We start from the raw sequence: 24952 nt of genomic DNA on the forward strand, positions 1-24952 counted from the left end.
AGGTATACCAAAGACCAAAAAAAACAGAATTAAATAGGGTTGTAAATTAGCAACCTATTATTTTTTAATAAGTTTTGGTATACAAAATATCAAGTGCCAATTGGTTACATAAATTTCGAGGAGGAGTTTACAAATGCCAGAGTTATTATCGAAAGATGAATTTCGCAAAGAACTAGAGGAAGCCATTAAAGGAAACCATAGCCAGAAAGCTCCATTCACTGTAGCATGGGCTGAAGGAAAACTGGAAAGAAAGCACTTTGCCAAATGGGCAGAAAACCATTATCACTATGTTGGACCTTTTGCTGACTACTTAGCGTACATCTATCACAACACTCCAACCGACCCGAAATTCGAAGCAGCAAAAGATTTTACACTTCAAAACATGTATGAAGAAGAAATTGCGGCAGACCGTCATACAGACTTGCTGATTCGCTTTGCTGAAGCATGTGGAACAACCCGCGAACGAGTGATTGACCCAGAAAACATGGCTCCAACCACATTAGGCCTGCAAAGCTGGTGCTATGCAGTAGCTGCCCGTGAAAACTTCGTTGTTGCAACGGCTGCTCTGGTTGTCGGCCTCGAGTCCCAGGTTCCGGACATTTATCGAAAGCAGACTCCAGCTCTCCGTGCACAATACGGATTCACAGATGAAGAAATCGAATTCTTCGATCTGCACATTGTATCTGACGAAATCCATGGAGAACGCGGCTACAAGATTGTTTTGGACCATGCAGATACTCCTGAATTACAGCAGCGCTGCCTTGAAGTAGTCCGCACAGGTGCGAAAATGCGCCGCATGTACATGGATGGCCTATGGAGAGAATATCTTGAACAGGATCTTGGATCTCTAGTAGAAGCAAAATAATAAGTATTATCCAGGCCGTCACACTAAATCTTGTACATCGAGGTCTATGTGGCGGCCCTTTCTATAATAGGAGAAGCTGGAGCAGGAAAGGGAGAATTTAACAGAGAGTAAGGTGATAGGTTTGATTACAACAAAGGTAGAAACATTTAAAAACTATATTAATGGCGAGTGGCAGGAATCCGCGAGCCAGAAGAAGTTTTATAGTGTGAACCCTGCAAATACGGAAGATGTTGTCGGTGTTTTTCAGGCATCCAATGAAAACGATGTGAACGAGGCAATTGAAGCAGCCAGTGAAGCTTTTCCTGGCTGGGCAAAAACCGCTCCATCCAAGCGCGCTGCCATTTTAAACAAGGCCGCAGCACATCTCGAAGAAAATGCGGCCCAGTATGCAGAAGAACTGACAAGGGAAGAAGGAAAGCATGTCAATGATGCGAAAAATGAAGTGCTGCGCTCCGCACAGACACTTCGCTATTATGCGGTCGAGGGACAAAGCTTTACAGGTGAAACCTTCCCGAATGATGATCCAAATATGAAAGTTTCGACGGAAAGAGAGCCGCTTGGGGTGGTAAGTGTGATCACGCCATGGAACTTTCCAATCTCCATTGCTGCGAGAAAAATTGCTCCGGCTTTAATTACTGGAAACACAGTTGTGTTCAAACCTTCTTCAGATACCCCTCTAATTGCCGTTCGGCTTGTTGAAGCGCTGCACGAGGCCGGTATACCAAATGGCGTTTTGAACTTTGTTACTGGGAAAGCATCTGATGTTGGTGATTTACTGGTCACCCATCCTGCAGTCAAGGCTGTCACTTTCACTGGTTCTACAGCTGCAGGAGAGGACATCCATAGTAAATGCTCATTCACCACCCGCACTCAAATGGAACTTGGCGGAAAGAATCCGCTTTTAGTTATGGACGATGCTGACCTTGACCTTGCGGCTACATTAACAGTGAATGGCGGGTTTTCTTTGACTGGGCAGGCATGCACAGGAACAAGCAGAGTGATCGTGATGAAGGAAGTAAAAGAAGCATTTTTGGAGAAATTGATTGAAAAAACCAGCGCCCTTAAAATTGGCAGCGGTTTTGAAGAAGGAGTTAAGATCGGCCCGCTTGCAAATGAAAGACAGCTGAAAAATGTCCTGAATTATATTGAGTTTGGCAAGGAAGACGGTGCTGATCTCGTATATGGCGGTGATCACCTCACATCAGGTGAATATGAAAAAGGATATTATGTGCAGCCAGCCATTTTTACTAATGTTAAACCAAATCACCGCATTGCCAAGGAAGAAATTTTTGGCCCTGTCATTGCCGTGATCGAGGCAGATACATATGGAGAAGCCATTGCGATTGCCAATGACGTTGACTATGGATTATCTGCTTCTATTGTGACAAATAACTTAAAAACAGCCAGCCAGTTTACGAAAGATATTCAGGCAGGCACCGTAAAAGTGAACCGGACAACAACCGGCAACTTAATCAATGCACCGTTTGGAGGATTAAAGCAATCCAGCACGGCTACTTTCCGGGAGTCAGGAAGAGTCGGCCTGGAATTTTTCACTCAGGTGAAAACCGTTTATATTGGCTATTAAATCAAAAGGAGAACGATGATGAAAACTGCTCTAAAACTTGAATTAGAAGAAGCAAAATTGATGATTGAAGCAGCAAAGGAAAAATCTGCGGAAATTAATGTGTTTGAAACCATTGCAATTGTCGATGACGGCGGAAGTGTGATTGCCCTGGAGCGCATGAATGGTGCAAGAATTACCGGGCCTGAAATTGCGATTGCTAAAGCTTACACAGCAGCAGGCCATAAACGCTCCACCCATCTATTCAACAAAGAACCGAATGGGCCTGCTCTTCCAGGCAATGAGGCATTTGGCATCCAGCATATGCTTAATGGCAAATTTGCTGTGTTTGTCGGAGGGTTCCCGATTGTGGTTAATGGTGAAGTCGTTGGCGGAATCGGCATCAGCGGAGGAAATGGCGAGCAGGATACGGCTGTTGGGACCGCTGCATTAAAAGCCCTTCAATCTTATTTGGAGAAAGACGGCTATGAAGTCGTAACCGAGGCAGATATTAAAAAATAATAGAAAGGGACCTCATTCGCTGTTAATAGATAGCGGAATGAGGTCCTTCTTCAGTCAAAAGCACCTAAATAAGGGGAGGAACGCATGAAGCCTTATCTTGAATTGGCGATTGGTTTTGCACGCACCGGTGTGACAGGGTATGGAGGAGGTCCTTCGACAATACCTTTGATTGAATTTGAAGCAGTTAAGAAATATAAATGGATGACGGAGGAGGAATTCGGGGAGATTCTGGCATTAGCTAATACGCTGCCAGGACCTATTGCTACGAAAATGGCTGCCTATATCGGCTATAAAGTGAAAGGCAGCATTGGTGCCGCTGTAGCCATCCTTACGCATATCCTGCCCTCCATTATTGCCATGCTGGCTTTGCTTGGCGTTTTATACTCATTCCGCCAGTCCCCGATTGTAAGCGGAATGGTGCAGGGTGTGACACCTGTCATCGGCTTAATGCTGGCAGAGATGGCATACCGTTTTTACCAGAAAGGAAGCCAGGGCTTAGGGGTGCCGAAAAATCTCATACTGGCTTCCGTATCACTGGTATTTGTTCAGTTCTTGGAATGGCATCCCGGTATTTTAATTGCGATAGTCTTAAGCACTGCATTTTATATTGCCCATCAGAAGGAACAGGCGAATAAAAAGGCAACTGAAGAGTACATGCCAGTAAGGGAGAAAAGTTCATGATATATTGGGAGATCTTTTGGGCATTTTTTGTAGCGAATCTATTAGGTTACGGAGGGGGACCAGCAACGATTCCCCTCATTCAAATTGAAGTAGTGAACAACAATAACTGGATGACACTCTCTGAATTTGGGGATGTTCTCGCCATTGCCAATGCGCTGCCGGGTCCCATAGCAACGAAAATGGCCGGATTCATCGGCTATGAATTAGGCGGGGTTTTAGGAGCGGCAGCAGCTTTAGCAGCTACCATCCTTCCATCCGCTATGGCTGTCATTGCGCTGTTTAAGTTTGTTAATTTATTCAAAGATTCCCCTAAAGTGAAGCTAATGACCAAATCCGTACAGCCGATCATTGCTGTCCTCCTGGCTGTCATGGCCTACCAGTTCTTTTTGACAGCCTTTGAAAACAGCGGAATGCTGCATCTTATACTTCTTGCAGCGGTTAGCTATTTAACATTAATCAAATTCAAGGTTCATCCTTCGCTTGTTATATTTGGAGCTTTATTTTATGGAGGGATCTTTTTATCTTAACCTATAAAAATAGGAGGTGAAAAAATGGATAGAACATGGGAGGAAAACAACTTAATATCCATACGCGAACATGCGTATTTGTACCTGAAAAAACTCATTTTAGAAGGAGAATACCAGGCAGGAGACAGACTGGTAGAAAGAGAGCTTGCAGCCAAGCTCAACATTAGCCGCACACCGATTCGGGAGGCTCTGTTCAGGCTGGAATCTCAAGGTTTCGTGAAAACAGTTCCCAGAAAAGGGGTCGTCATCTCCAATATTTCAGAGGATGAAGTATTGGAGGTATTTACGATTCTTTCTTCCCTGGAAGTACTGGCTGTAAAGCTGGCAGCACAAAGAATGGATACAGCTACTCAAAAAGAACTGGATCTCAAAATTAAGGAACTGATGGAGTTAAGTGAACAGGATGAAGAAAACTTCAATTCCGAACATATTCAAATGAACAGGCTGATTAATAAGGCATCCAAAAGTCCAAAACTATATGAAATCCTATCAGGGTTGATCGATTTTATTCATATGGCGGCCAATATGGGATATGAAACACCAGGAAGAAGGAAGGACTCCTTAAAAGAACATATCGATATAATGAGGGCACTGCGCGATAAAGATGCCGAAATAGCTGAATACCTGATGAGGATTCATATTGAGAATTCGAAAAAGGCGTACATGGCCTATGTGAACCGAATTAAAAAGAGAGGGACTATTAAAAACTAAAAAAATAAAAAGTTTAGTATTGTCTGAATATTAAATTTATGGTATATTGTATACCAAGAACCAAGAAGCGAAATTACAGGGAGGAATTCATTCATGCCGAACATCCATTTTGTCAACAGCAACAAAACTCTGGAAGTGCCTGAGGATTCTAATATATTACGAATGTCGCTCCGCTATGATGGAGATCTGCCAAATCGCTGCGGCGGCGGAATTTGCGGCACTTGTGTTTTTAAAACCGAAGCAGGAGCAGAAAACCTGGACAACGTAAAAATCCAGGAAAGAAGAAAGCTGGGTGAAGAGTGGCTGGAGAAAGGCTATCGTTTAGGCTGCCAGACATTTGTTACAAACGGGGATATCACCATTTCATGGGACGATGAAGTGACAGATCAGGTGAAAAAGAGAAAGCCGGATAAATTAAAGCAAACCGTTACAACAGGAAAATGAGATTACAGATACTGCATTCTGTAATGGACGAAACGAAACCAACGGCGTTAGCCCGTTACAGAATGTAAAGTATATAGAATCCCAATAAAATAGAAGAAGGTGACATTATGTGGGTTTGCAGTACACACTTGAAAGAAGCCATGCAAATATTAAAAACTCCTCATATTCGAAAAGCTCCATATGAAATCAAATGCTCACTTTGTGAAAATCATGCTTTCGCCAAAGTCTATTATACTCACCGCTCATTTAAATTCACTAAACAACTATATTCTTCATTAAAACAAAGTGTTTCCCAGGAGGCATAGCCATGAAAGGGGTAAAAAAGGGAATAGAAGAAAGAATGGAAGAGCTGAATATCCAGCTCCCTGTCTTAGCTGATATCGGAATGCCTTTTGAACCGGGCGTTATCTCTGGCAATATAGTCTTTTTATCCGGACAAACACCAAGAGTAGATGGTGCGCAAAAGTATGCAGGTATTGTCGGGGCAAACATCTCGATCGAAGAAGCAAAGGATGCGGCACGTATTTGTACGCTGAATTTGCTGGCAGCCCTTCAAGGAATCATTGGAGATTTAAATAAAGTAAAAAGAATCATCAAAATGGATGGATACGTTGCCTCAACAAGCGACTTTAATTATCATCCTATGGTCATTAATGCTGCATCAGATTTGCTTCATGACATTTTCGGCAAGGAAAATGGACATGCCCGCAAAGCAGTGGGGCTAGCATCCCTTCCAGGCGGAGCCCCTGTAGAAATTGAAATGATCGTTGAAATAGAATAACTTCCAAACAAGGGCTGCTCATGTATTGAGCAGTTTTTCTATTTATGCTCCATAAATAAAATGCTAGTATGTTTTCAAAAAGGATAAAGGAGGATGTAAGCTCAAATAAATATATGTAAGGGTTTTCATGTTATCCAGCTTTAAATCTGCTATATTTAAATAAATATATAAGATAACCTGAGAATAGGTGATTCATATGAAGAGCTTTCTTTCTTATTTTAAAAAATTCAATACACTCCGGAACCAGATTCTAGCAGTGTTTTTAAGCGTCATGCTGTTTGTCCTGTCATTTGTTTCAATCGTTGTCTATGACCAATTAGGCGGCTTTTTCAGGCAAAATGCAGAACGCCAGGTTCAGCAAACCGCTGCAGAAGCCAACGGAAGAATGGAAACGCTTTATAAACAAATTGATACTCTGACTAATCAGCTCATGACAAATAGTACTGTTCAGCAGATGCTGCTAAAGATGCTTGAAGGGGAAAGCATGGATTATGGAAAATTGGAATCCCTGATAAAAATCATCAATAATACATATGCCTACTCAGATGGAATATCATCAATTGAACTGTATAATGCAGAAGGCAAAAGGATTTATCCATTCGATGGGAAAAATATTTTTAAAGTCGTCGAGTCAAAGTGGGTAAAAGCGGCTGACAAGGAAAAGGGGAAGCTTGTTTGGACAGGGAAGGATCAGGGGAACAGCAGTTATTCTGCTGCCATACGGAGAGTCAGTCTGATGGATCGCTGGTTCACGAATGGAGGTTATCTTGTCGTACGTATTTCCAACAGTTATTTTCAAGTACAGGGAAATAAGGAAGAAAACGGAAAGAATGATTATATGATGCTTCTTGATCGTGACTTAACCCCTATTACCTATGATTATGGACTTGACATAAAAAGCATTATCCAGCAAGAGGAAAAATCGATTATGATCCAGAATCAGGAATATATGGCTGTTACCGAAAAGTCAGCTCTGACAGGCTGGACTTTTGTCATCCTGAAGCCGATGAGTTTTTTGCTGCAGGGCGTTTCAAAAGTTCGTGCTGTAATCATTTTAGCAGTTTCCATTGGATTCTTTTTATTTGTCATTTCCTCCATAGTGCTTGCCACCATGATCACCAGACCGATTAAGAAACTGACTAAAACGATGAAAAATGCCAGAATGGATGAATTAAAACTGAATCCTGAGAGTAATTCCTCACTTGAATTTATTGAATTAAATAACACCTACAATAAAATGGTTGAAAGGACCAACCACTTAATACAAGTTGTATATGAAAAAGAATTGCTCCGGTCCCGAACTGAACTGAAGGCACTGCAGGCCCAAATTGATCCGCATTTTCTTTACAATACTTTAAACGCACTTTACTGGTCCCTGGAGGAGAAAGAGGAAGAGGAATTGGCTGAGATTGTTATTTCAATGTCGGAACTTTTCCGATATACAATCGGGAATCGCAGCTCAGCTGAATGGGTTACCATACATGATGAACTTGATCATATTGAACGGTATATGCGCCTAATGAAAATGCGGCTTGGCGAAAGACTGTTATGGAAAATTGCTGCACCGCCCAAGCTCCTTGGTGTGAAAATACCAAAACTGATTTTACAGCCATTAGTTGAAAATGCTATACAGCATGGAATTGAAAATAAGAGAATACAAGGAACTGTCCTTATCAAATTAGAAGAATCAGCCGGTGGGGACTCAATCAAAATTACGGTGCAGGATAACGGCCCGGGTATTGATCAGACCGAGCTTCATCAGTTAAACGAAGAGATAAAAAAAGAGAATGTTTCTTCATTTAAAGGGATCGGGATGGCGCTGACAAACGTTAACAAAAGGCTTAGCCTTTATTATGATGCCTATTCTCTTGGCGGACTTCATCTGGAAAGTGAGTTGGGTTCAGGCACTAAAGTTGTATTCGAGATACCTGCGGGGGAGGGAAATAAATGTGAATACAAAGATAATCTTAATTGTGGATGATGAAGAAACAACAAGACAGGGGCTGAAAAAGACACTGGAAGGATGGTCAGCAGGGAGATGTGAGATTCTAAGCGCAGCTGATGGGCATGAAGCTTTAGAGTTATTCAGGAGGGCCAAAGTGAACCTGCTTATTACAGATATATGCATGCCAGAAATGACTGGATTGGCACTGCTGAAAAACATTAGAAACCAAGGATACAAGCCGGCTGTCATGATTATTTCAGGCTATCCTGATTTTGAATATGCCCAGGAAGCCATCCGGCTCGGTGTTCTCAACTATCTGGTCAAACCACTGCGGAAGGAAAGTCTTATAAAGGCTATTGAAGAGGCACTTGAAACGGAAGAACATATGGCCAGGGCAGATTATTTGGAGAAAGTCGCAGACCAGGGCCTGTTAGAACTGGAAGCAAAAAAAGAGTATGTAAATTCATCTGTCAAACAGGCCATTGCTTATGTGAACGAAAACCTTCCGGAACAAATTTCTCTTAAAGAAGTCGCTGATGCCGTGCACCTGAATGCCAGTTATTTCAGTGTAATGTTTAAAGAGCAGACAAGCATTACCTTTAGTGAATATTTGACAAGGAAAAGGCTGCAATTGGCGAAAAAGCTGCTCATAACCACGGTTTTGCCGATAGATGAAGTGGCCAGGCAAGCTGGGTATCAAACATCCAAGTACTTTATTAAGCTTTTTAAGGATTCGGAAGGTGTGACCCCAGGAAAATACCGGAAGATGACCGAACTTGATGAAACTCCTATCTAAAAATAGTGGAATTTTTCCCAATCGCGGTTACCTTACCGCGATTTTTTTGTGGTGTTATCATTAGAATTGTTAGAATAATCGAGAAATAGGGGGTTGGGAAATGTTTAAGAAAGCGCATTCATTATTACTTATTGGAGTGCTTATCCTGGCAGCAGCACTGGCAGGATGCAGCGGAAACACCGATACTGCCAGCGGTGATAACGGTTCCAAAAAAACTATTAAATTCATGCACTTGTGGCCGGCAGGAAGCTCCAAGCAGCAAAATCAGATTGTCACAGACATTATTGATCAATATGAAGCTGAGCATGAAGATGTGAAAATTGAAGTCGAAGTTCTGGAAAATGAACAGTACAAAAATAAAATCAAGGTCCTTTCATCTTCTAATGAATTGCCGGATGTAGGGTTTACCTGGGCAGCGGGATATATGACTCCATTTGTAAAGGGCAATCTATTTGCAGAGCTGGATGATGTATTAAATGATGGTTTGAAGGAGTCTTTTGTCAGTGGGACTACGGAAGCCTACGCTCTCGATGGAAAAACCTATGGGTTGCCTCTTGAGCTGAACATTGCACCTATTTACTACAATAAGGAAATTTTTGAGAAATATAATCTTGATGTCCCCCAAACTTACAGTGAATTTGAAGACATTGTTAAGACATTGACAGACAACGGTGTTGCCCCGATTGCACTTGGAAATAAGGACCGCTGGACAGGATCCTTGTGGTACATGTATCTGGCAGACCGAATTGGCGGGGCTGAAGTTCTAAATAAAGCCATTGACCGCTCCGGTTCGTTCGAAGATCTGGCACTGGTATCAGCAGCTGAAGAAATTCAAAACCTTGTCAAAGAGAACGCATTTAATAAAGGCTATAATGGACTTTCAAATGACGAAGGAAAGGCTGAGTTCCTGAACGGCAATGCGGCAATGTATCTTATGGGAACCTGGGAGCTCCCTAATTTTACGACGAATGAAGAAATTCCCCAGGATTTCAGGGATAGCGTTGGATTCTTTAAATTCCCGACCGTTGAAGGCGGCAAAGGAAATATCGACAGCTGGGTGGGCGGCCCGGGAGTAGGGTTATTCGTAGCTGAGAATTCAAAGGTTAAAGATGAATCAAAAGAATTTGTAAAGTTCTTTGTTGAAAAGTGGGGAGAGCAATCTGTTGAAAAAGCGGGTGTAATTCCTGCGACGAAGGTTGATACCGGTAAAGTGGATCTTCCGGACCTGTATATTGATGTCTTAAACGAGTTAAATAAAGCCAGCAGCTTAACCTTATTTGCTGATGTCCAAATGAGTGCTTCGGTTGCAGAAACACATTTAAACCTTATCCAATCACTGTTCGGCAATGAAGTAAAACCAGCTGATTATGCCAAACAGCATGAAGAGGCTCTTAAGGCTGAGGAAGGAAATTAACAGCATTCCCGGAAAAGGATATATCTGCTGATGGGGTATATCCTTTCTAATTTTAACAGGAAGGAGCTGAAATGAAATGAATAAAGTGCTGTCCAATAAAAAAGTCATTGCACTGTACATCACACCTGCCCTTTTCCTGGTCCTTGCGCTGATCTATGTGCCGATTGTGCAGACGGGCTACTATGGTTTAATGAAATGGAATGGCATTGGAGAAATGGACTTCATCGGCTTAAAGAATTACAACTTATTGATGAAAGATGCACTCTTTTGGAAAAGTGCATTGCATTCCTTTTTGCTGGCCCTGTTTTCAGCATTAAGTCTGATTGGTTACTTGTTCATTTCGATTATCCTCGCCTCAAAAATCAAAGGTGCAGATTTATTAAGGAAGATATACCTGATCCCCATGCTGCTGGCATCAGTCGCAATTGCACAGCTTTGGATGAAGATATACCACCCTTCAAATGGCATGCTGAACACAGTGTTAATGGCTATTGGTATTGAAGATCCGCCTGCATGGCTTGCGGACGCCAATCTCGCACTCTATGCCATCATTATACCAATTATATGGCAATACGCCGGTTTTTACATTCTCATTTATTATGCAGCATTAAAAAATATTCCAGAAACACTTGTTGAAGCAGCAAGAATTGACGGGGCTTCTCCCTGGCAGATTGCCCTTAAAATAAAGCTTCCTTTGATTCTAAATGTAATTAAAGTAACAATTGTTTTGGCAGCCGTAGGCTCGCTGAAATACTTTGACCTGATCTATGTCATGACTGGAGGCGGTCCGAATGGAGCAAGCGAAGTAATGGCGTCTTATATGTATCAAAAAGCATTTAAAGGATTTGACTTTGGATATGCAAGTGCCATCGGATTTTTTCTGCTGGTCATTTGTCTTGTTGTTACCTACATCATCCGCAGATTTACAGCTGCTAATGAAGATATCTATTAATGGAAGGGAGGAAAAGGTATGGAAACAGTAAAACCTGATGGCACTCCGCGTTTAGGAAATGGACTTGTCACAAAGCTTGTCTCAAAACCGATCATGAACCGTATAGCATATGGCATTATGTATGTGTTCCTGGTTCTTGTCGCCGTGTTTCAGATTTTCCCGATTATCTGGCTATTTCTTTTTTCCTTGAAAAACAACCAGGAAGTATTCAATAGGTCTCCATTCTCATTGCCTGAAAGCCCTAAATGGGAAAATTACGCAAAGGTTTGGACGGAAGGAAACATCAGCCTCTATTTTATAAATAGTGTAACGTACACCCTTGCAGCTGTCATTCTGACTGTTGTTTTAGCCAGCATGGTCACTTTTGCCATTACAAGAATGCATTGGAAAGGCAGCAGACTGGTGCTGGGACTGTTTATGGTCGGTTTAATGATACCGGTCCATTCAACATTGATTCCTTTATTCAGCACTTTTACCACTATCAATCTGATTGATAATCCGCTATCCATTATTCTAACTTACACAGCTTTTAACCTTCCGATCACCATTATGATTTTATTGGGCTTTTATGAAGCTTTGCCAAGGGAGGTAGAAGAAGCAGCAGTTATGGATGGGGCATCCATTCATCACATTTTCTTTAAAATAACACTGCCTATGACGATGCCGGTAATGGCAACGGCTGCGATTATTAATATGATCTATAACTGGAATGAATTTGTTTTTGTGAATACATTTATCAGTTCGGATAGCTTTAAGACACTCACTGTTGGAATCCAGAATTTCATTGGCCAGTATACTACGGATTGGGGGGCTATCGGTGCCACGCTGGTCATAAGCATCCTGCCAATATTAATCGCCTTTCTGATATTAAGCAATCGCATCGTTGAGGGGATAGCATCTGGCTCGGTTAAAGGCTAATGATTAAAAGCAGAGGAGGTCATAAAAATGCATAATACTCTGGGCAAGCTATTTACAATATGCGAATGGATCATGAAGCTTGCTTATGTTAACTTGCTCTGGCTTTTATTTACGGTGGCGGGGTTAATTGTATTTGGCTTTATGCCGGCAACCGCATCCCTTTTCACTATCGTACGCAAGTGGCAGATGAAACAGACAGAAGTGCCTGTTTGGGATACCTTCCTATCAATCTATAAAAAGGAATTCGCTAAATCTAATTTGCTTGGTTTCATACTTGTCATCTGCGCGGGGATCATTCTTTTGGATTTACTTTTTGTAAATGGATTAGAAGGGGGTCTGCAGCTGCTATTTTTTGTACCGCTGCTGATTATATCTGCTCTCTATTTCATTACTCTGATGTATCTTTTTCCGGTTTATGTACATTACGATTTAAGAGTAACCGAATATATAAAAAATTCATGTCTGTTTGGAATCCTGAACCTGCATCTTACCCTAATTTTAGCAGCCTCTGCCGGATCGATTATTTTTCTGCTGCTGAACAGTCCTGCATTTATTCCCTTCTTTAGCGCTGTTTCCATTACTTGGATTCTGATGTATGGGGGAATGTCCAGTTTTAGGAAAATTGAAGCGAGGCAAAATCACCGGCAGCCTGAACCGTTCAGGTATTCGGGCTTAAGCAGACATATTTAAGCAATTATAAAATGAAAGGTGTGGACAAATGGCACTCATACGCAATCCGATTTTAACAGGATTTAATCCTGATCCGAGCATATGCCGGGTGGGAGAAGATTATTATATTGCTGTTTCCACTTTTGAGTGGTTTCCAGGTGTTGGAATCTATCATTCTAAGGATCTGAAAAATTGGCGTCTGGCTGCAAGGCCATTAAACCGGATAAGCCAGCTGAATATGACAGGAAATCCGGATTCAGGCGGGGTTTGGGCACCTGCTTTATCCTATCATGATGGTCAGTTCTGGCTTATTTATACGGATGTAAAAGTGGTGGATGGCCAGTGGAAGGATTGCCATAATTACCTTTCAGTATGTGATAGCGTTGAAGGGGCATGGTCTGATCCTGTTTATTTAAATAGTTCAGGGTTTGACCCTTCTATGTTCCACGATGAGGACGGGAAAAAATATTTGGTCAACATGGTGTGGGATCACCGTGCCGGCCATCACAATTTTTACGGAATCGCTTTGCAGGAATATGACGAACGGAAGCAAAGGCTGACAGGGAAAGCGGAGGTAATCTTCAAGGGGACTGATATCAAACTGACAGAAGCTCCGCATTTGTATAAAATCAATGGTTATTATTATTTGCTGACTGCTGAAGGCGGAACAAAATATGATCACCAGGCCACCATTGCGAGATCAAAAAATATAAGGGGGCCATATGAAGTACACCCTGAAAATCCGCTTATTTCATCTTTCGGGTCACCGAGGAACCCTCTGCAAAAGGCCGGTCACGCCTCAATGGTACAAACTCACACAGGTGAATGGTTTCTTGTCCATCTTACAGGACGCCCCCTAACAAGAGAGGGTCATCCCTTACTTGACCCGCGCGGTTATTGTCCTCTAGGAAGAGAGACGGCCATACAGAGGCTGGAATGGAAGAATGACTGGCCTTATGTAACTGGCGGGAACGAGCCTTCCCTTGAAATAGAAGGTCCAAAGATTAAGGAAGCAAAGTGGGAAAGAGATTATCCAGAAAAAGACGATTTTGATAGTGAAACTTTAAACCTTCATTTCCAGAATTTAAGGATTCCACTTGGAGACCATATTGTTTCATTGAAGGATAACCCGGGCCATCTTCGGTTATATGGGAAAGAAAGCTTAACATCCAAATTTACACAGGCTTTCATAGCGAGGAGATGGCAGCACTTTTCTTTTACTGCTGAAACTAAGGTGGCATTTGAGCCCCAAACCTTCCAGCAATCTGCCGGGCTCGTCAATTATTATAATACTGAAAACTGGACATCCTGCCAGGTCAGCTGGAATGAAGATAAAGGACGAATCCTTGAATTAGTTTCATGCGATAATTTGACATTCTCTCAGCCGTTAAAACGGAATGAAATAGAAATCCCGGCAGAAGTGAAATATGTTTACCTGCGTGTTAATGTCCATATACATGAATATAATTATTCTTATTCATTCGACGGTGAGAACTGGACCAAACTTGCAGTTCCTTTCCAATCCCATAAGTTATCGGATGATTACATAAAGGGCGGCGGGTTTTTTACAGGCGCATTCGTCGGCATGCAATGTCAGGACAGTTCCGGCCAAAATCAGTTTGCTGATTTTGATTATTTTGTATATAGAGGCGAATCTTAATGTAAATTGGGCTGCTCAGGTATTGAGCAGCTTTTTTCTATATAATAGAGAAAAAGGAATCTTTTCATTTTTACCGAATTAATGTACGAAGAAACATAGGGAGGATTTTATGCAAACATTTAAAAAACTTAATCGCAGGGTTTGGTATCAAACTCCTGTTTCCGAAACAGACCGCCCCATTTTAGGGGCAGTGGTTGGAGATCGAATGACTATGATGATTGATGCAGGCAATTCTGAAGCTCATGCCCAATTGTTTTTAAGCGAGCTGGAGAAGCAGCGAATACCTTCACCCACGATGGTGGTTCTGACTCATTGGCACTGGGATCATATTTTCGGCCTGCCTGCACTGGATATTCCATCTGTTGCTTCGTGCCTCACCAAAGCGGAAATGGAAAAACTAATCCCTTATCGATGGACAGATGATGCATTGGATGAGCGTGTGGAGAGCGGGGCTGAAATAGAATTTTGCGCGAACGCCATTAAAAAAGAGTATGGTAAAGATCGAAGCATTAAAATTAAACTTCCAGATATTACGTTCGAGAAAAAGCTTGAAATAGATCTTGGCGGAGTGACTTGCCAGCTGCAGCAAGTCGGCGGGGACCATTCTTCAGATTCGGTGGTGGTATATATAAAGGAAGAAAAAATATTATTTTTAGGTGATGCGATATACGCGAATCTTTACGCAAGTAAATGGAATTACACAGCAGACCGCGTACTTCAGCTAATGGATGCACTGGATCAGTTTGATGCAGATACATATATTTTATCCCACGGGACTGCCATCTCAAAGTCAGAGTACCAGGAGGAAGCGGCCTTAATGCGGAAGTCTGCACAGCTTACAAAAGAATTCGAAGGGCAGATGGAAGAAATGAAGAATGCCTATCAATCCTATGTCAATCGTGAACTGAATGACAATGAGCTTGAAACGATACAGTACTTTGCAAATGGTTATGATTTGCAAAAAACTTATGCAGATTAATTTTTAAATCAAAAATCCTTTTTAAGGGAGGGTGTCATGAATAATTACTCTGTTAATCTATCAACTGTTTTTACAGAAGTTCCTTTTTTGGATCGGTTCAAAAAAGCCCGTGAAGCTGGTTTTGTTTATGTGGAGTGTCAGTTTCCATATGTATATACAATAGAAGAAATCAGGAATGAGCTTGAGAATAATAATTTATCAATGGTCTTAATAAACCTGCCGGCAGGTCATTGGGAAGATGGTGACAGGGGACTGGCGGCAGACCCGTCGCGCATAAAGGAATTTAGAAAATCAGTTGAAAGAGGAATCTGTTATGCGAATGGCCTTGGAGTTAAAAAGATACATTGCATGGCAGGGATACACCCGGATAATAATTGGGAAGTGTTTGTTGAAAATCTCTTTTATGCGGGCACTGCAATGTCTAAGCACGGGATTACTTTATTAATTGAGCCTATCAATCCATTCGACATGCCTGGTTATTTCTTAAGTGATCTCAAGCAGGCTGCCGGCATTATCCAGCGTGTCGGTTTGCCTAATGTGAAGCTTCAATTCGACTTTTACCATATCGAAAGAATTCATGGCCATTCTCTTTCCGTGTATCAAAAATACGCTGAGATGGTTTCGCATGTGCAAATTGCTGACCATCCGGGCAGACAGCAGCCGGGGACTGGCGAAATAAATTATACCGAAATCCTTCAATATTTGAGTAAACACTACCGAGGCTTGATTGGTCTTGAATATAATCCACAAGGCAGAAGTGAAGGAAGTTTTGCTTGGATGAAAGGGGTGACACCATGAAGATTGGATTTATTGGTACAGGAGTAATGGGTTCGCGGATGGTTAAGCGTCTTCTGGACAATGGCTTTCACGTCATGGTTCATAATCGCACAATTGAAAAAGCACAGCCCCTTATTGAGCTGGGAGCCATATATTCGGAAACGATCAGCTGCCTGGCCAATCAAAGTCAAGTTGTGTGTACATGTCTTTCTATGCCAGACGATGTTCTGAACGTCTATACAGGTAAAGAGGGGATCATTCATAGTGCTCAGCCCGGAACGATATGCATTGACTTTACATCAGTAGGGGCCGACACGAGTAAAACAATCTTTGAGATGTCTTATGCCAAAAAGATCAGTTATCTGGATTGTCCGGTTAGCGGCGGTCCAGAAGGAGCTGAAAGCGGGACATTAACGATCATGGCAGGCGGTAAGAAAGAGGCTTTTCAAAAAGTTAAGCCGGTACTGAAGGTGCTCGGTGACACAATAGAACATCTGGGACCTTCGGGTTCAGGCAGCATTGCCAAGCTGATTAATCAGTATCTTGTTGCTGTACACTCTCTGGCTGCATCAGAGGCAATGGTAGCCGGATCTGCCTATGGACTGGACTCCGAACTGCTCTTGAAAGTCCTGAAGGCAAGCTATGGCGACAGCAAAATCCTGCGCAGGCATATGGAACAATATGTATTCGACCGCCAATTCACACCAGGAGGGGCAGTGAAATATGTCCATAAGGATGTCCGGCTCGCCAACCAGCTTTTAATGGAAGCTGGCCTAAGCAGATTTACAGGTCAGATGGCCGAAAAAGCATTCCAGACAGCAGCTGAGCAAGGCCGCTGCGACCAGGATATGTCGGCAGTAATAAAGGCGCTGGAGGAAGAGACAGGAATTATTGTGAAGAGAAAGTCATCATCGGAGACAGAAAGGCTTGGTTATTAGCATTCATTTGATATGTATAGCAGAATGCACTGTGAACAAACTGAATGCTGGGATGTGCCAAAATTCAGGATGATATAATTTATACCCCGACGATAAAAACCGGAACTTTCCGATTCTTCCGGCCCCCTTAAAAGGAGCTATTTCTATTAAAATATCAGTATTTTCTGCTATAATGATAATCTGAAATAATAATAGTGAAACCGGGAGAGCAGCAATGAAACGCAAAAAATGCAAAAAGCGTACAAAACGCAGATCAAATGTAGCATTCCTGTTATTTTTTTTGGTTCTGATTTTTGTCCTATTTGATCAATTCAAGCAGCTTAATATTAAGGAAACAGCGATTTCCTTACTGCCTAATACTGTTTCAAGGGATGTTCAGAATTATACGCCGATCCTTCAGAAGGAATTGAAGGAAGTTAACCTTGAAGAATATACCCTCGTATTGGCCGCAATCATGCAGCAGGAAAGCAAAGGAAAGGGCGGAGACCCGATGCAGGCTTCGGAATCCGCAGGACTGCCCCCGAATTCCATTCAGGATCCGGAACAAAGCATTAAGCAGGGTGTTAAACATTTTCAGAAAGCATTAAATTATGGCAGTCAAAAAAAGGTGGACTTCCCTTCCGTTATCCAGGCTTACAATATGGGAATCGGATATATTGACTTTGTTGCTGAACAGGGAGGAAAACATAGTGAAGAAATTGCGAAAGAATTCTCTCTCAAACAGGCCAAAAAAAAACCGGAAGTTTATAATTGCGGAGGCGACAAGAATAATTTCCGCTATCCATACTGTTATGGGGATTTCTCGTATACTACAAAGGTAACGAAAAATATTGAGATTCTTACAGCGAGTAACACAGGAAAATCCGGAGAATTTAAATCAGTATGGTGAAGTGAAACATAATAATATTATGGTAAACTAAAACCGCGCTTTTTAAAAAGTGCGGTTTGTTTTTTATTTCCATCATACCGAAGGGAGGTTTGAATAGCCAGATTTTATGGATCCTCTCTCAACCTGGGTATTCGTGGTTATGAATAAAAAGGTTTAAAAATACTTAAAAAGAGGAATGGTTTTAGGTCATAACCGGTCTAAGAGGTGCATAAATTTCCTCCATTATATTCATTTAAATGAATTGGCTTTTATGTATAATTTGATTAAACGAATCATATATATAGGCTGTTGTCTGTTTTTTATCCTTCCTTGAAAATTATAGATCTATAAGTTTTTTACATAAAAAGTGAAACCAAATTGCATTTCATTCGTCTATATAGACGTGCAGCTTTAATTAAGGTGCAACAGCCAGCTAAGGCTGTGAACGGGGCTTACCCTCTGTCCATAGTCATTAAAGAGCATTTTATCTGGACATGCTTGACATTTTGTGAAATGCGAGTATAGTTATATTCTTGTGCAGTGCTTTTTTTGCATGTTCATAGTTTATTAATATTTATCAGGTAAACTAATAATTGGGCTGATTGCCAACATTAGATTTTTAAATTACTAGCGAAATATGTTAAAATAATGTGCTAGAAGGCAGGTGTATGATTTTGAATACTTTACTTCATAAAAGTCAGGATATATTAAATAAATATATTGGCTTTTTCTTTTTAGCAGTAGTTCTGCTCTGGATGAAAACGTATATTACTCAAATGACACAATTTAACCTGGGCATTGAAAGTGCCTTGCAGCAGTTCCTTTTATTCATTAACCCGCTTGGGTCTTCATTGCTGTTTTTAGGAATTGCATTCTTTTTTAAGGGCAGAAGAAAATATATCGCCTTGATGGTTATGTATTTCTTGCTATCGTTCCTGCTGTTTGCCAATGCAGTGTACTATCGTTTCTTTAATGACTTTATTACATTGCCGACCTTGACGCAGACACAGAATTTTGGTGACGTCAGCGGTAGCATCAGCTCATTATTACAGCCGACTGATATCTTTTTCTTCCTTGATTTCATCGTGCTTGCCGGCTTGCTTGTATTTAAAGCCGTAAAAATTGAAACAAAGGATATGACGCGCCGCAGATCAGCAGCTTTAATTTATGCTTCTCTGGCCATTTCCTTTGCTAACCTGGGATTGGCTGAAACAGACCGCCCGGAGCTTTTGACAAGAGGTTTTGACCGCAACTATATTGTTAAGTATTTAGGCATGTACAATTATACGATTTATGATGCAGTACAAAGCACGAAGGCATCCGCGCAAAGAGTTATGGCGGATAGCAGTGATACAACCGAAGTCATCAACTTTACGAAATCGAATTATGCTGAACCGAATCCGAAGTACTTCGGAAAAGCGGAAGGCATGAATGTGATCTACCTTCACCTGGAATCAATTCAGACATTCTTAATGAACTATGAACTGCACGGTGAAGAAGTAACACCATTCTTGAACTCACTGATTGAAGAAGAAAATACAACGTATTTTGATAACTTCTTCCATCAGACTGCACAAGGGAAAACAGCAGATGCTGAGTTTATCCTGGAAAATTCCCTATATGGATTGCCGCAGGGCTCTGCTTTTACCACTAAGGGCATGAATACGTACAATGCTGCGCCTGCAATTCTGAAAGATAAAGGATATACATCTGCAGTCTTTCACGGTAACTCAGGCAGCTTCTGGAACCGTAATGAAATTTATAAATCATTTGGATATGACAACTTTTTTGATGCAGATTACTATGATTTAAAACCTGAAAACATGGCTGATTACGGTCTAATGGATAAACCTTTCTTTGAACAATCCATGCCGTACCTGAAGTCGCTAAAACAGCCGTTCTATTCTAAGTTTATTACCGTATCTCATCACTATCCGTATCATATGGATCAGGAACTGGCGACAATTGAGCCTCATACAACTGGGGACAAATCAGTGGATAATTACTTCCAGACAGCCCGTTATGCTGACGAAGCGCTTAAACAGTTCTTTGAACAGCTTAAAGCTTCCGGCCTGTATGAGAACTCAGTAATTGTCATGTATGGTGACCATTATGGTATTTCCAAGAATCATAATAAAGCTATGGAGCAAGTGCTTGGCAAGGAAATTTCAGCGTTCGATAGTGCCGGTCTGCAGCGTGTGCCTCTGTTCATCCGCGTACCTGGTATGGAAGGCGGAGTAAATCACGAATTTGGCGGACAGATTGACCTGATGCCGACATTGATGCACTTGCTTGGCATCGATACTAAACAGTATCTGCAATTCGGTACTGACTTATTATCAGAAAATCATGATGACCTTGTGCCGTTCCGTAACGGAGATTTCATGAGTCCTACCATTTCATCTGTTGACGGCAAGTTCTATGACTCAACAACTGGTGAACTGCTGGAGGAAAGCCGGTTTGAGGAAGCGAAAAAACTTCAGGAAAGTGCCGAGCAGAAATTGGCGCTATCTGATAAAGTTGTAAACGGAGATCTTCTCCGCTTCTACACCCCGGAAAACTTCGAACCGGTTGACCGTTCGAAATACGATTACAAAGCTGAAAACAATGGAGTAAACAAGAAAAACGAAGTAAATGAAGAAACTGCAGAAGCAGATAAGCCATCAAATGAATAACTAGTAAAGGCTGCCTGGATTGTCCACCAGGCAGCCTTTTTATAGACTGTAGGCCTCATAAAGCCTTTTGTTCGCGGATGCTTTCTTTGGCCTGTGCAGATGTGCTATGCTGATGATCCTGTTGGGATAAATAGTATTCTGAGCTGAACGAGTTTCTTGGCTCTTCAAGCCAGAACACACACATGGAGAAGCTTATCAGAGCACCAGCTGCAAGAATAAAAAAGAATGTCTGCGGTGAAACAAAGGTATAGAGTGTTAAATATATCGTTGCGCCGACATTGCCGTAAGCGCCTGCCATTCCGGCTATCTGGCCAGTTATCCGTTTTTTTATCATTGGTATAACCGCAAAGGTTGCTCCCTCTGCACCCTGTATGAACATGGATGTCAGAATGGTCATGAGAACAGCAGCAGGGAGGGGCCAGCTGGAATCGATAAAGCCCATTCCAAGAAGGCCAGCAGAGATTCCTAGCATATATACAAGCATCACCCGTTTGCGATTTCCCATCCGATCTGAAAGGATCCCGCCAAGAGGCCGGGCTATTAGGTTAATAAAAGCAAATGAAGCTGCGATTAATCCTGCTGTCGATGGAGTCAGGGAAAAGGTCAGCTGAAAAAACATGGGCAGCATGGATACAATGGCGAGCTCTGCTCCAAAATTTGCAAAGTATGTACTGTTCAATGCTGCCACATTTTTAAAATTATATTGATCTTCATCTGGCACTCCTGCTTTCAGGATTGGGATGTTCACTTCCAATATCTTATAAAGCTGTATGATGAAAGCTATGCCAATCAGGCTCCAGACAATATATAAAGTGTTTTCCTCAATAAATCCCAGATTTTCAATCCTCCATGCACTGATTGCCAGAGCACCTCCAAGCGGAATCGACCACAAGATTAGTCTGAACATATCCCCCCAAGTGCTGACTTCCATTGCCCCCGACTTTTTTGGTTTAATAAGGGACTTTCCCTCAGGAGTATCCTTAACTGCACAATAATAGAAGATTCCATAAGCAAAACATATGACACCTGTCAGGGCTATGGCATACCTCCAGCCATTTTCTCCGCCGAAAAGCGTAAGTCCTATAAAGGGCAGTACCATCGCTGCTGCTGCTGAGCCGAAATTTCCCCATCCTCCATATATACCTTCTGCAAACCCTACATCTTTTGGCGGGAACCACTCTGAAACCATGCGTATGCCAATAACGAAGCTTGCTCCTATGCTGCCGAGAACCAAGCGGGAAATCATGAGCTGCAGCCAGTTATCTGCAAACGCAAAAACCAATGCAGGAACGGACATGACAATTAATAAAGAGGAATAGATAATTCGAGGTCCGAACCGATCCAAAAGATTGCCAATAATAATTCTTGCCGGAATGGTTAAGGCTACATTCAAAATTCCTAGCGCGGCCATATGCTCGGCAGTAAGCCAATTCATTTCACTCAGCATCGTCGTGGCTAAAGGTGCCATGTTGTACCAGGTGAAAAATGAAATAAAAAAGGCCATCCATGTTAAATGCAAAATCTTCATTCGCTCATCTTTAAATTTAAAAATGTCAGCTAACTTCAATTAAAATCCCCCTTCAATTACCTGAATATTTTAATATCATTTCATATAATTTAATTGAATGTAACTGTTGTGTTAGGTTTTCTAACATGTAACAAAAGATCTATAATTAATCAAACCTCTTGATATCACCAGGATTAAACGCTTTCATACCAATGTAAATCAGGGTAATAAGAAGGGGTGGTGCCAATTGGAAAAGATAGGGCAAAAGTAGAGGAATACTAAAAATAATCAAAAAGTTATGTTAATTACTATTTTGATGTGATATTATCTAACATAACAAAAATGAAATGAGGAAAGGCGGGTAATAGCATGGGGAGTGAGTATGATGGCTAAAGAAAAGCTAGTTGTCATTGGAAACGGGATGGCAGGCGTACGCTGTGTGGAGGAAATCATTCAGAATGATCCGGACAGATTTTCGATTTCGATTTTCGGAAGTGAAAAGTATCTTAATTATAATCGCATCTTATTGTCCTCTGTCCTGCAAGGGAATTCTTCAATCGAACAGCTGACCATTCGACAATCAGACTGGTACGCCAGAAACCACTTCAATGTCTTTACAAATGAAACCGTATTGGTTATTGACACCGCCAGAAAAACAATAACCACTAACAAAAAAAGAATAGTTTCATATGACAAAATGATTATTGCGACCGGATCAACACCTTTTGTCCCCTCACTGCCAGGAGTCAGCAAAGAAGGAATCCTGACGTTCCGTACGATAGAAGATTGCAGGCGGATTATGAATGAGTCAGAAAAGGGCAAAAAAGCTGCAGTTATTGGGGGAGGTTTGCTTGGGCTTGAAGCTGCTCAGGGCCTGCTCCAAATGGGTATGGACGTTCATGTCGTTCATAATGCTGACAGAATTATGAATAAACAGCTGGATGATAAAGCGGCAAAACTCCTGCAAAACTCACTCGAAGCTCAAGGGATGAACTTTTTGCTGAATAGGAAAACGGGATACTTTGAGGGAAGAGAACGAGTCGAAAAGCTTATTTTTACTGATGGATTGGAACTTGTGGCAGATCTGGTCATTATTGCTGCAGGTGTGATTCCAAATAGTAAGCTAGCCAAATCATCTGGATTAAAAACAAACCGGGGAATTGTTGTCAATGATTTTATGCAGACAAGTAACTCTGCTATTTATGCCGTAGGGGAATGCGCTGAACATAGAGGGGTGATCTATGGGCTGGTAAAACCGCTGTATGAGCAGGGCAAAATACTCGCTGCACATATTTGTGAAAAGGATGTACCGCCATATCAGGGTTCTATTCTATCTTCAAAGCTGAAAATATCAGGAACAAATGTATTTTCTGCAGGCAATATTTTTGAAAAAGGCTTTACTCAAGCCATGACACTTTATGATGAGGATGAAAAAACATATAAAAAAATAGTGTATAAACATAACAAAATTGCAGGATTTTTATTAGTAGGGGACCTAAATGGACATGTGAGGCTTATGGACATGATGGAAAAAAAGCAGAAGGTTTCAGATGAGGAAAAGCTGCTTTTGCTGAATTCCTTCCAGGAAGAATACCCTATCAGCTCAATGGCTAAGACCGGTATCATATGCAGCTGTAATAGTGTGACAAAAAAAGCAATTATTGAAGCTGTTTCAGCAAATGGGCTGGAAACTGCTGAGGAAGTGAAAAAATGCACAAAGGCTTCGGGTACATGTGGTGGCTGCAAACCTTTATTAGAAGAGCTGCTTTCCTATATAAAGAGTGATGATTTCCATGAGGATATTGATCCCTGCGCATTCTGTTCCTGTACAAATTTAAGTGAAGAAGAAGTAATAGAGGAAATTCAACTTCGAGGGCTAGTAAGCATAAACGAAGTCTTTGCTGTTTTGGGATGGCGTAATCAAAATGGCTGCCGCTTTTGTGTGTCTGCTCTACATTATATTCTTCGAATGGCTGTTCCTGGTTATGAAGGAGATGGGCAATCGGTCTACTATGGAGAAACACACAATGCTGTTAAGGAGGAAGATGGTACCTTTACCATAATCCCTCAAATATATGGAAATGAAGTGTCTGGCGGCCTATTAAGGAAGATAGGAGAAGCAGCCGAGCTATACAGCATACCTGAAATTACTTTGAGCCATGATGGACGGATCCTATTAAAAGGGATCATACAAGATAATCTGCCGGCCATTTGGGAGACCCTAAATACGAAATTAATCCCTATTCCCTTTGATAATGCCGTTCGTGTTTTGCTGCTGGCTGGCTTCAAAGACTGCAGCTGCATAAAAGACTGCTCAAGGAATATGGCTTTACAGCTTCAGAAAAAAACGGAATACTTGCTGTTGCCAAACAGGCTCGAGATTGGAATCGCGGCTTGCGTTCATGGAAAAAATAGCATGGCCGGTCATGATATCGGGATAAAGGTGCACGGTGAGGAATGGGAAATCCATATCGGAGGGACTGGAGGAAACCAATTAAGGGGTGAACCTTTGGCTATTGCTTCAACTGTAAAAGAAACGGAAGAAATGGTATGCTCATTGGTTCAGTATTTCAGAGAATCTGCCAGATACCGGGAGACCTTAAAGGAATGGGCAGAACGAATGGGGATTATTCATCTGCGAGAAGTGGTGTTCGACTTAGATCTGAGAAGCATCTTGCTTCGCCGACTTGAAAATGATTCATCTGACAGACAAAGTAGATTGCACGATCCTGTCTTTATCAATGAAACTATATAGAAAAGGC

The 24952-nt window shown here is 41.6% G+C and carries 22 protein-coding genes; 21 read left to right on the forward strand and 1 reads right to left on the reverse strand.

Going from position 1 to position 24952, the window contains the following annotated elements:
• Positions 1-133 precede the first annotated feature (133 nt).
• The 20 genes from ACXAD1_RS08925 to ltaS all read left to right on the forward strand — a co-directional run bounded on the left by ACXAD1_RS08925 (position 134) and on the right by ltaS (position 20683).
• Positions 134-865: a TenA family transcriptional regulator gene (locus ACXAD1_RS08925; RefSeq protein ID WP_474909851.1), complete on the forward strand. Its 732-nt coding sequence runs from the start codon at positions 134-136 to the stop codon at positions 863-865.
• A gap of 112 nt (positions 866-977) precedes the next feature.
• Positions 978-2450: an aldehyde dehydrogenase family protein gene (locus ACXAD1_RS08930; RefSeq protein WP_474909852.1), complete on the forward strand. Its 1473-nt coding sequence runs from the start codon at positions 978-980 to the stop codon at positions 2448-2450.
• Positions 2451-2468: 18 nt separating this feature from the next.
• Positions 2469-2948 (forward strand): GlcG/HbpS family heme-binding protein, encoded by a 480-nt coding sequence (locus ACXAD1_RS08935; protein ID WP_206836914.1) that lies wholly within the window; start codon positions 2469-2471, stop codon positions 2946-2948.
• 84 nt (positions 2949-3032) lie between these two features.
• Positions 3033-3629, forward strand: coding sequence for a chromate transporter (locus ACXAD1_RS08940; protein ID WP_474909853.1), 597 nt, complete (start codon positions 3033-3035; stop codon positions 3627-3629).
• Positions 3626-4156: a chromate transporter gene (locus ACXAD1_RS08945; RefSeq protein WP_474909854.1), complete on the forward strand. Its 531-nt coding sequence runs from the start codon at positions 3626-3628 to the stop codon at positions 4154-4156. Before ACXAD1_RS08940 ends, ACXAD1_RS08945 begins: the two co-directional genes overlap by 4 nt.
• A 24-nt stretch (positions 4157-4180) precedes the next feature.
• Positions 4181-4867, forward strand: coding sequence for a GntR family transcriptional regulator (locus ACXAD1_RS08950; protein WP_206836923.1), 687 nt, complete (start codon positions 4181-4183; stop codon positions 4865-4867).
• A gap of 93 nt (positions 4868-4960) precedes the next feature.
• On the forward strand, positions 4961-5311 hold the full coding sequence (locus ACXAD1_RS08955; protein ID WP_206836926.1) for a 2Fe-2S iron-sulfur cluster-binding protein: 351 nt from the start codon (positions 4961-4963) through the stop codon (positions 5309-5311).
• 307 nt (positions 5312-5618) lie between these two features.
• Positions 5619-6092 (forward strand): RidA family protein, encoded by a 474-nt coding sequence (locus ACXAD1_RS08960; RefSeq protein WP_206836929.1) that lies wholly within the window; start codon positions 5619-5621, stop codon positions 6090-6092.
• Between the two features lie 196 nt (positions 6093-6288).
• Complete coding sequence (locus ACXAD1_RS08965) at positions 6289-8073, forward strand: sensor histidine kinase (protein WP_474909855.1); 1785 nt, start codon at positions 6289-6291, stop codon at positions 8071-8073.
• Positions 8042-8833: a response regulator transcription factor gene (locus ACXAD1_RS08970; RefSeq protein ID WP_370224553.1), complete on the forward strand. Its 792-nt coding sequence runs from the start codon at positions 8042-8044 to the stop codon at positions 8831-8833. Before ACXAD1_RS08965 ends, ACXAD1_RS08970 begins: the two co-directional genes overlap by 32 nt.
• Positions 8834-8933: 100 nt before the next feature.
• Positions 8934-10247 carry an extracellular solute-binding protein gene (locus ACXAD1_RS08975; RefSeq protein ID WP_370224552.1) on the forward strand — a complete coding sequence of 438 codons (1314 nt, stop codon included), beginning with the start codon at positions 8934-8936 and terminating at the stop codon, positions 10245-10247.
• A 76-nt stretch (positions 10248-10323) separates the two neighbouring features.
• Positions 10324-11199: a carbohydrate ABC transporter permease gene (locus ACXAD1_RS08980; protein ID WP_474909856.1), complete on the forward strand. Its 876-nt coding sequence runs from the start codon at positions 10324-10326 to the stop codon at positions 11197-11199.
• An 18-nt stretch (positions 11200-11217) separates the two neighbouring features.
• Positions 11218-12117, forward strand: coding sequence for a carbohydrate ABC transporter permease (locus ACXAD1_RS08985; protein WP_370224550.1), 900 nt, complete (start codon positions 11218-11220; stop codon positions 12115-12117).
• 27 nt (positions 12118-12144) lie between these two features.
• Positions 12145-12807, forward strand: a complete 663-nt coding sequence (locus ACXAD1_RS08990; protein WP_474909857.1) for a YesL family protein — start codon at positions 12145-12147, stop codon at positions 12805-12807.
• Between the two features lie 28 nt (positions 12808-12835).
• The gene (locus ACXAD1_RS08995) at positions 12836-14446 is read left to right on the forward strand and encodes a glycoside hydrolase family 43 protein (RefSeq protein ID WP_474909858.1); all 1611 of its coding nucleotides are present in this window, start codon (positions 12836-12838) and stop codon (positions 14444-14446) included.
• A gap of 109 nt (positions 14447-14555) precedes the next feature.
• Positions 14556-15425, forward strand: a complete 870-nt coding sequence (locus ACXAD1_RS09000) for an MBL fold metallo-hydrolase (protein WP_474909859.1) — start codon at positions 14556-14558, stop codon at positions 15423-15425.
• 36 nt (positions 15426-15461) lie between these two features.
• Positions 15462-16223, forward strand: coding sequence for a hydroxypyruvate isomerase family protein (locus ACXAD1_RS09005; RefSeq protein WP_474909860.1), 762 nt, complete (start codon positions 15462-15464; stop codon positions 16221-16223).
• Positions 16220-17140 (forward strand): NAD(P)-dependent oxidoreductase, encoded by a 921-nt coding sequence (locus tag ACXAD1_RS09010; protein ID WP_474909861.1) that lies wholly within the window; start codon positions 16220-16222, stop codon positions 17138-17140. The genes ACXAD1_RS09005 and ACXAD1_RS09010 overlap by 4 nt, the downstream gene beginning before the upstream one ends.
• A 214-nt stretch (positions 17141-17354) precedes the next feature.
• Complete coding sequence (locus ACXAD1_RS09015; RefSeq protein ID WP_474909862.1) at positions 17355-18029, forward strand: lysozyme family protein; 675 nt, start codon at positions 17355-17357, stop codon at positions 18027-18029.
• Between the two features lie 647 nt (positions 18030-18676).
• Positions 18677-20683 (forward strand): lipoteichoic acid synthase, encoded by a 2007-nt coding sequence (gene ltaS, locus ACXAD1_RS09020; protein WP_206836966.1) that lies wholly within the window; start codon positions 18677-18679, stop codon positions 20681-20683.
• Between the two features lie 55 nt (positions 20684-20738).
• Here ltaS and ACXAD1_RS09025 read toward each other — a convergent pair whose 3' ends face one another.
• Complete coding sequence (locus ACXAD1_RS09025; protein ID WP_474909863.1) at positions 20739-22250, reverse strand: NarK family nitrate/nitrite MFS transporter; 1512 nt, start codon at positions 22248-22250, stop codon at positions 20739-20741.
• Positions 22251-22572: 322 nt separating this feature from the next.
• On the opposite strand from ACXAD1_RS09025, the gene nirB reads away from it, so the two are divergent.
• Positions 22573-24945, forward strand: coding sequence for a nitrite reductase large subunit NirB (gene nirB / locus ACXAD1_RS09030; protein WP_474909864.1), 2373 nt, complete (start codon positions 22573-22575; stop codon positions 24943-24945).
• The last annotated feature ends 7 nt before the right edge of the window (positions 24946-24952 follow it).

The sequence above is a fragment of the Cytobacillus sp. ABV4_503 genome (assembly GCF_056158445.1).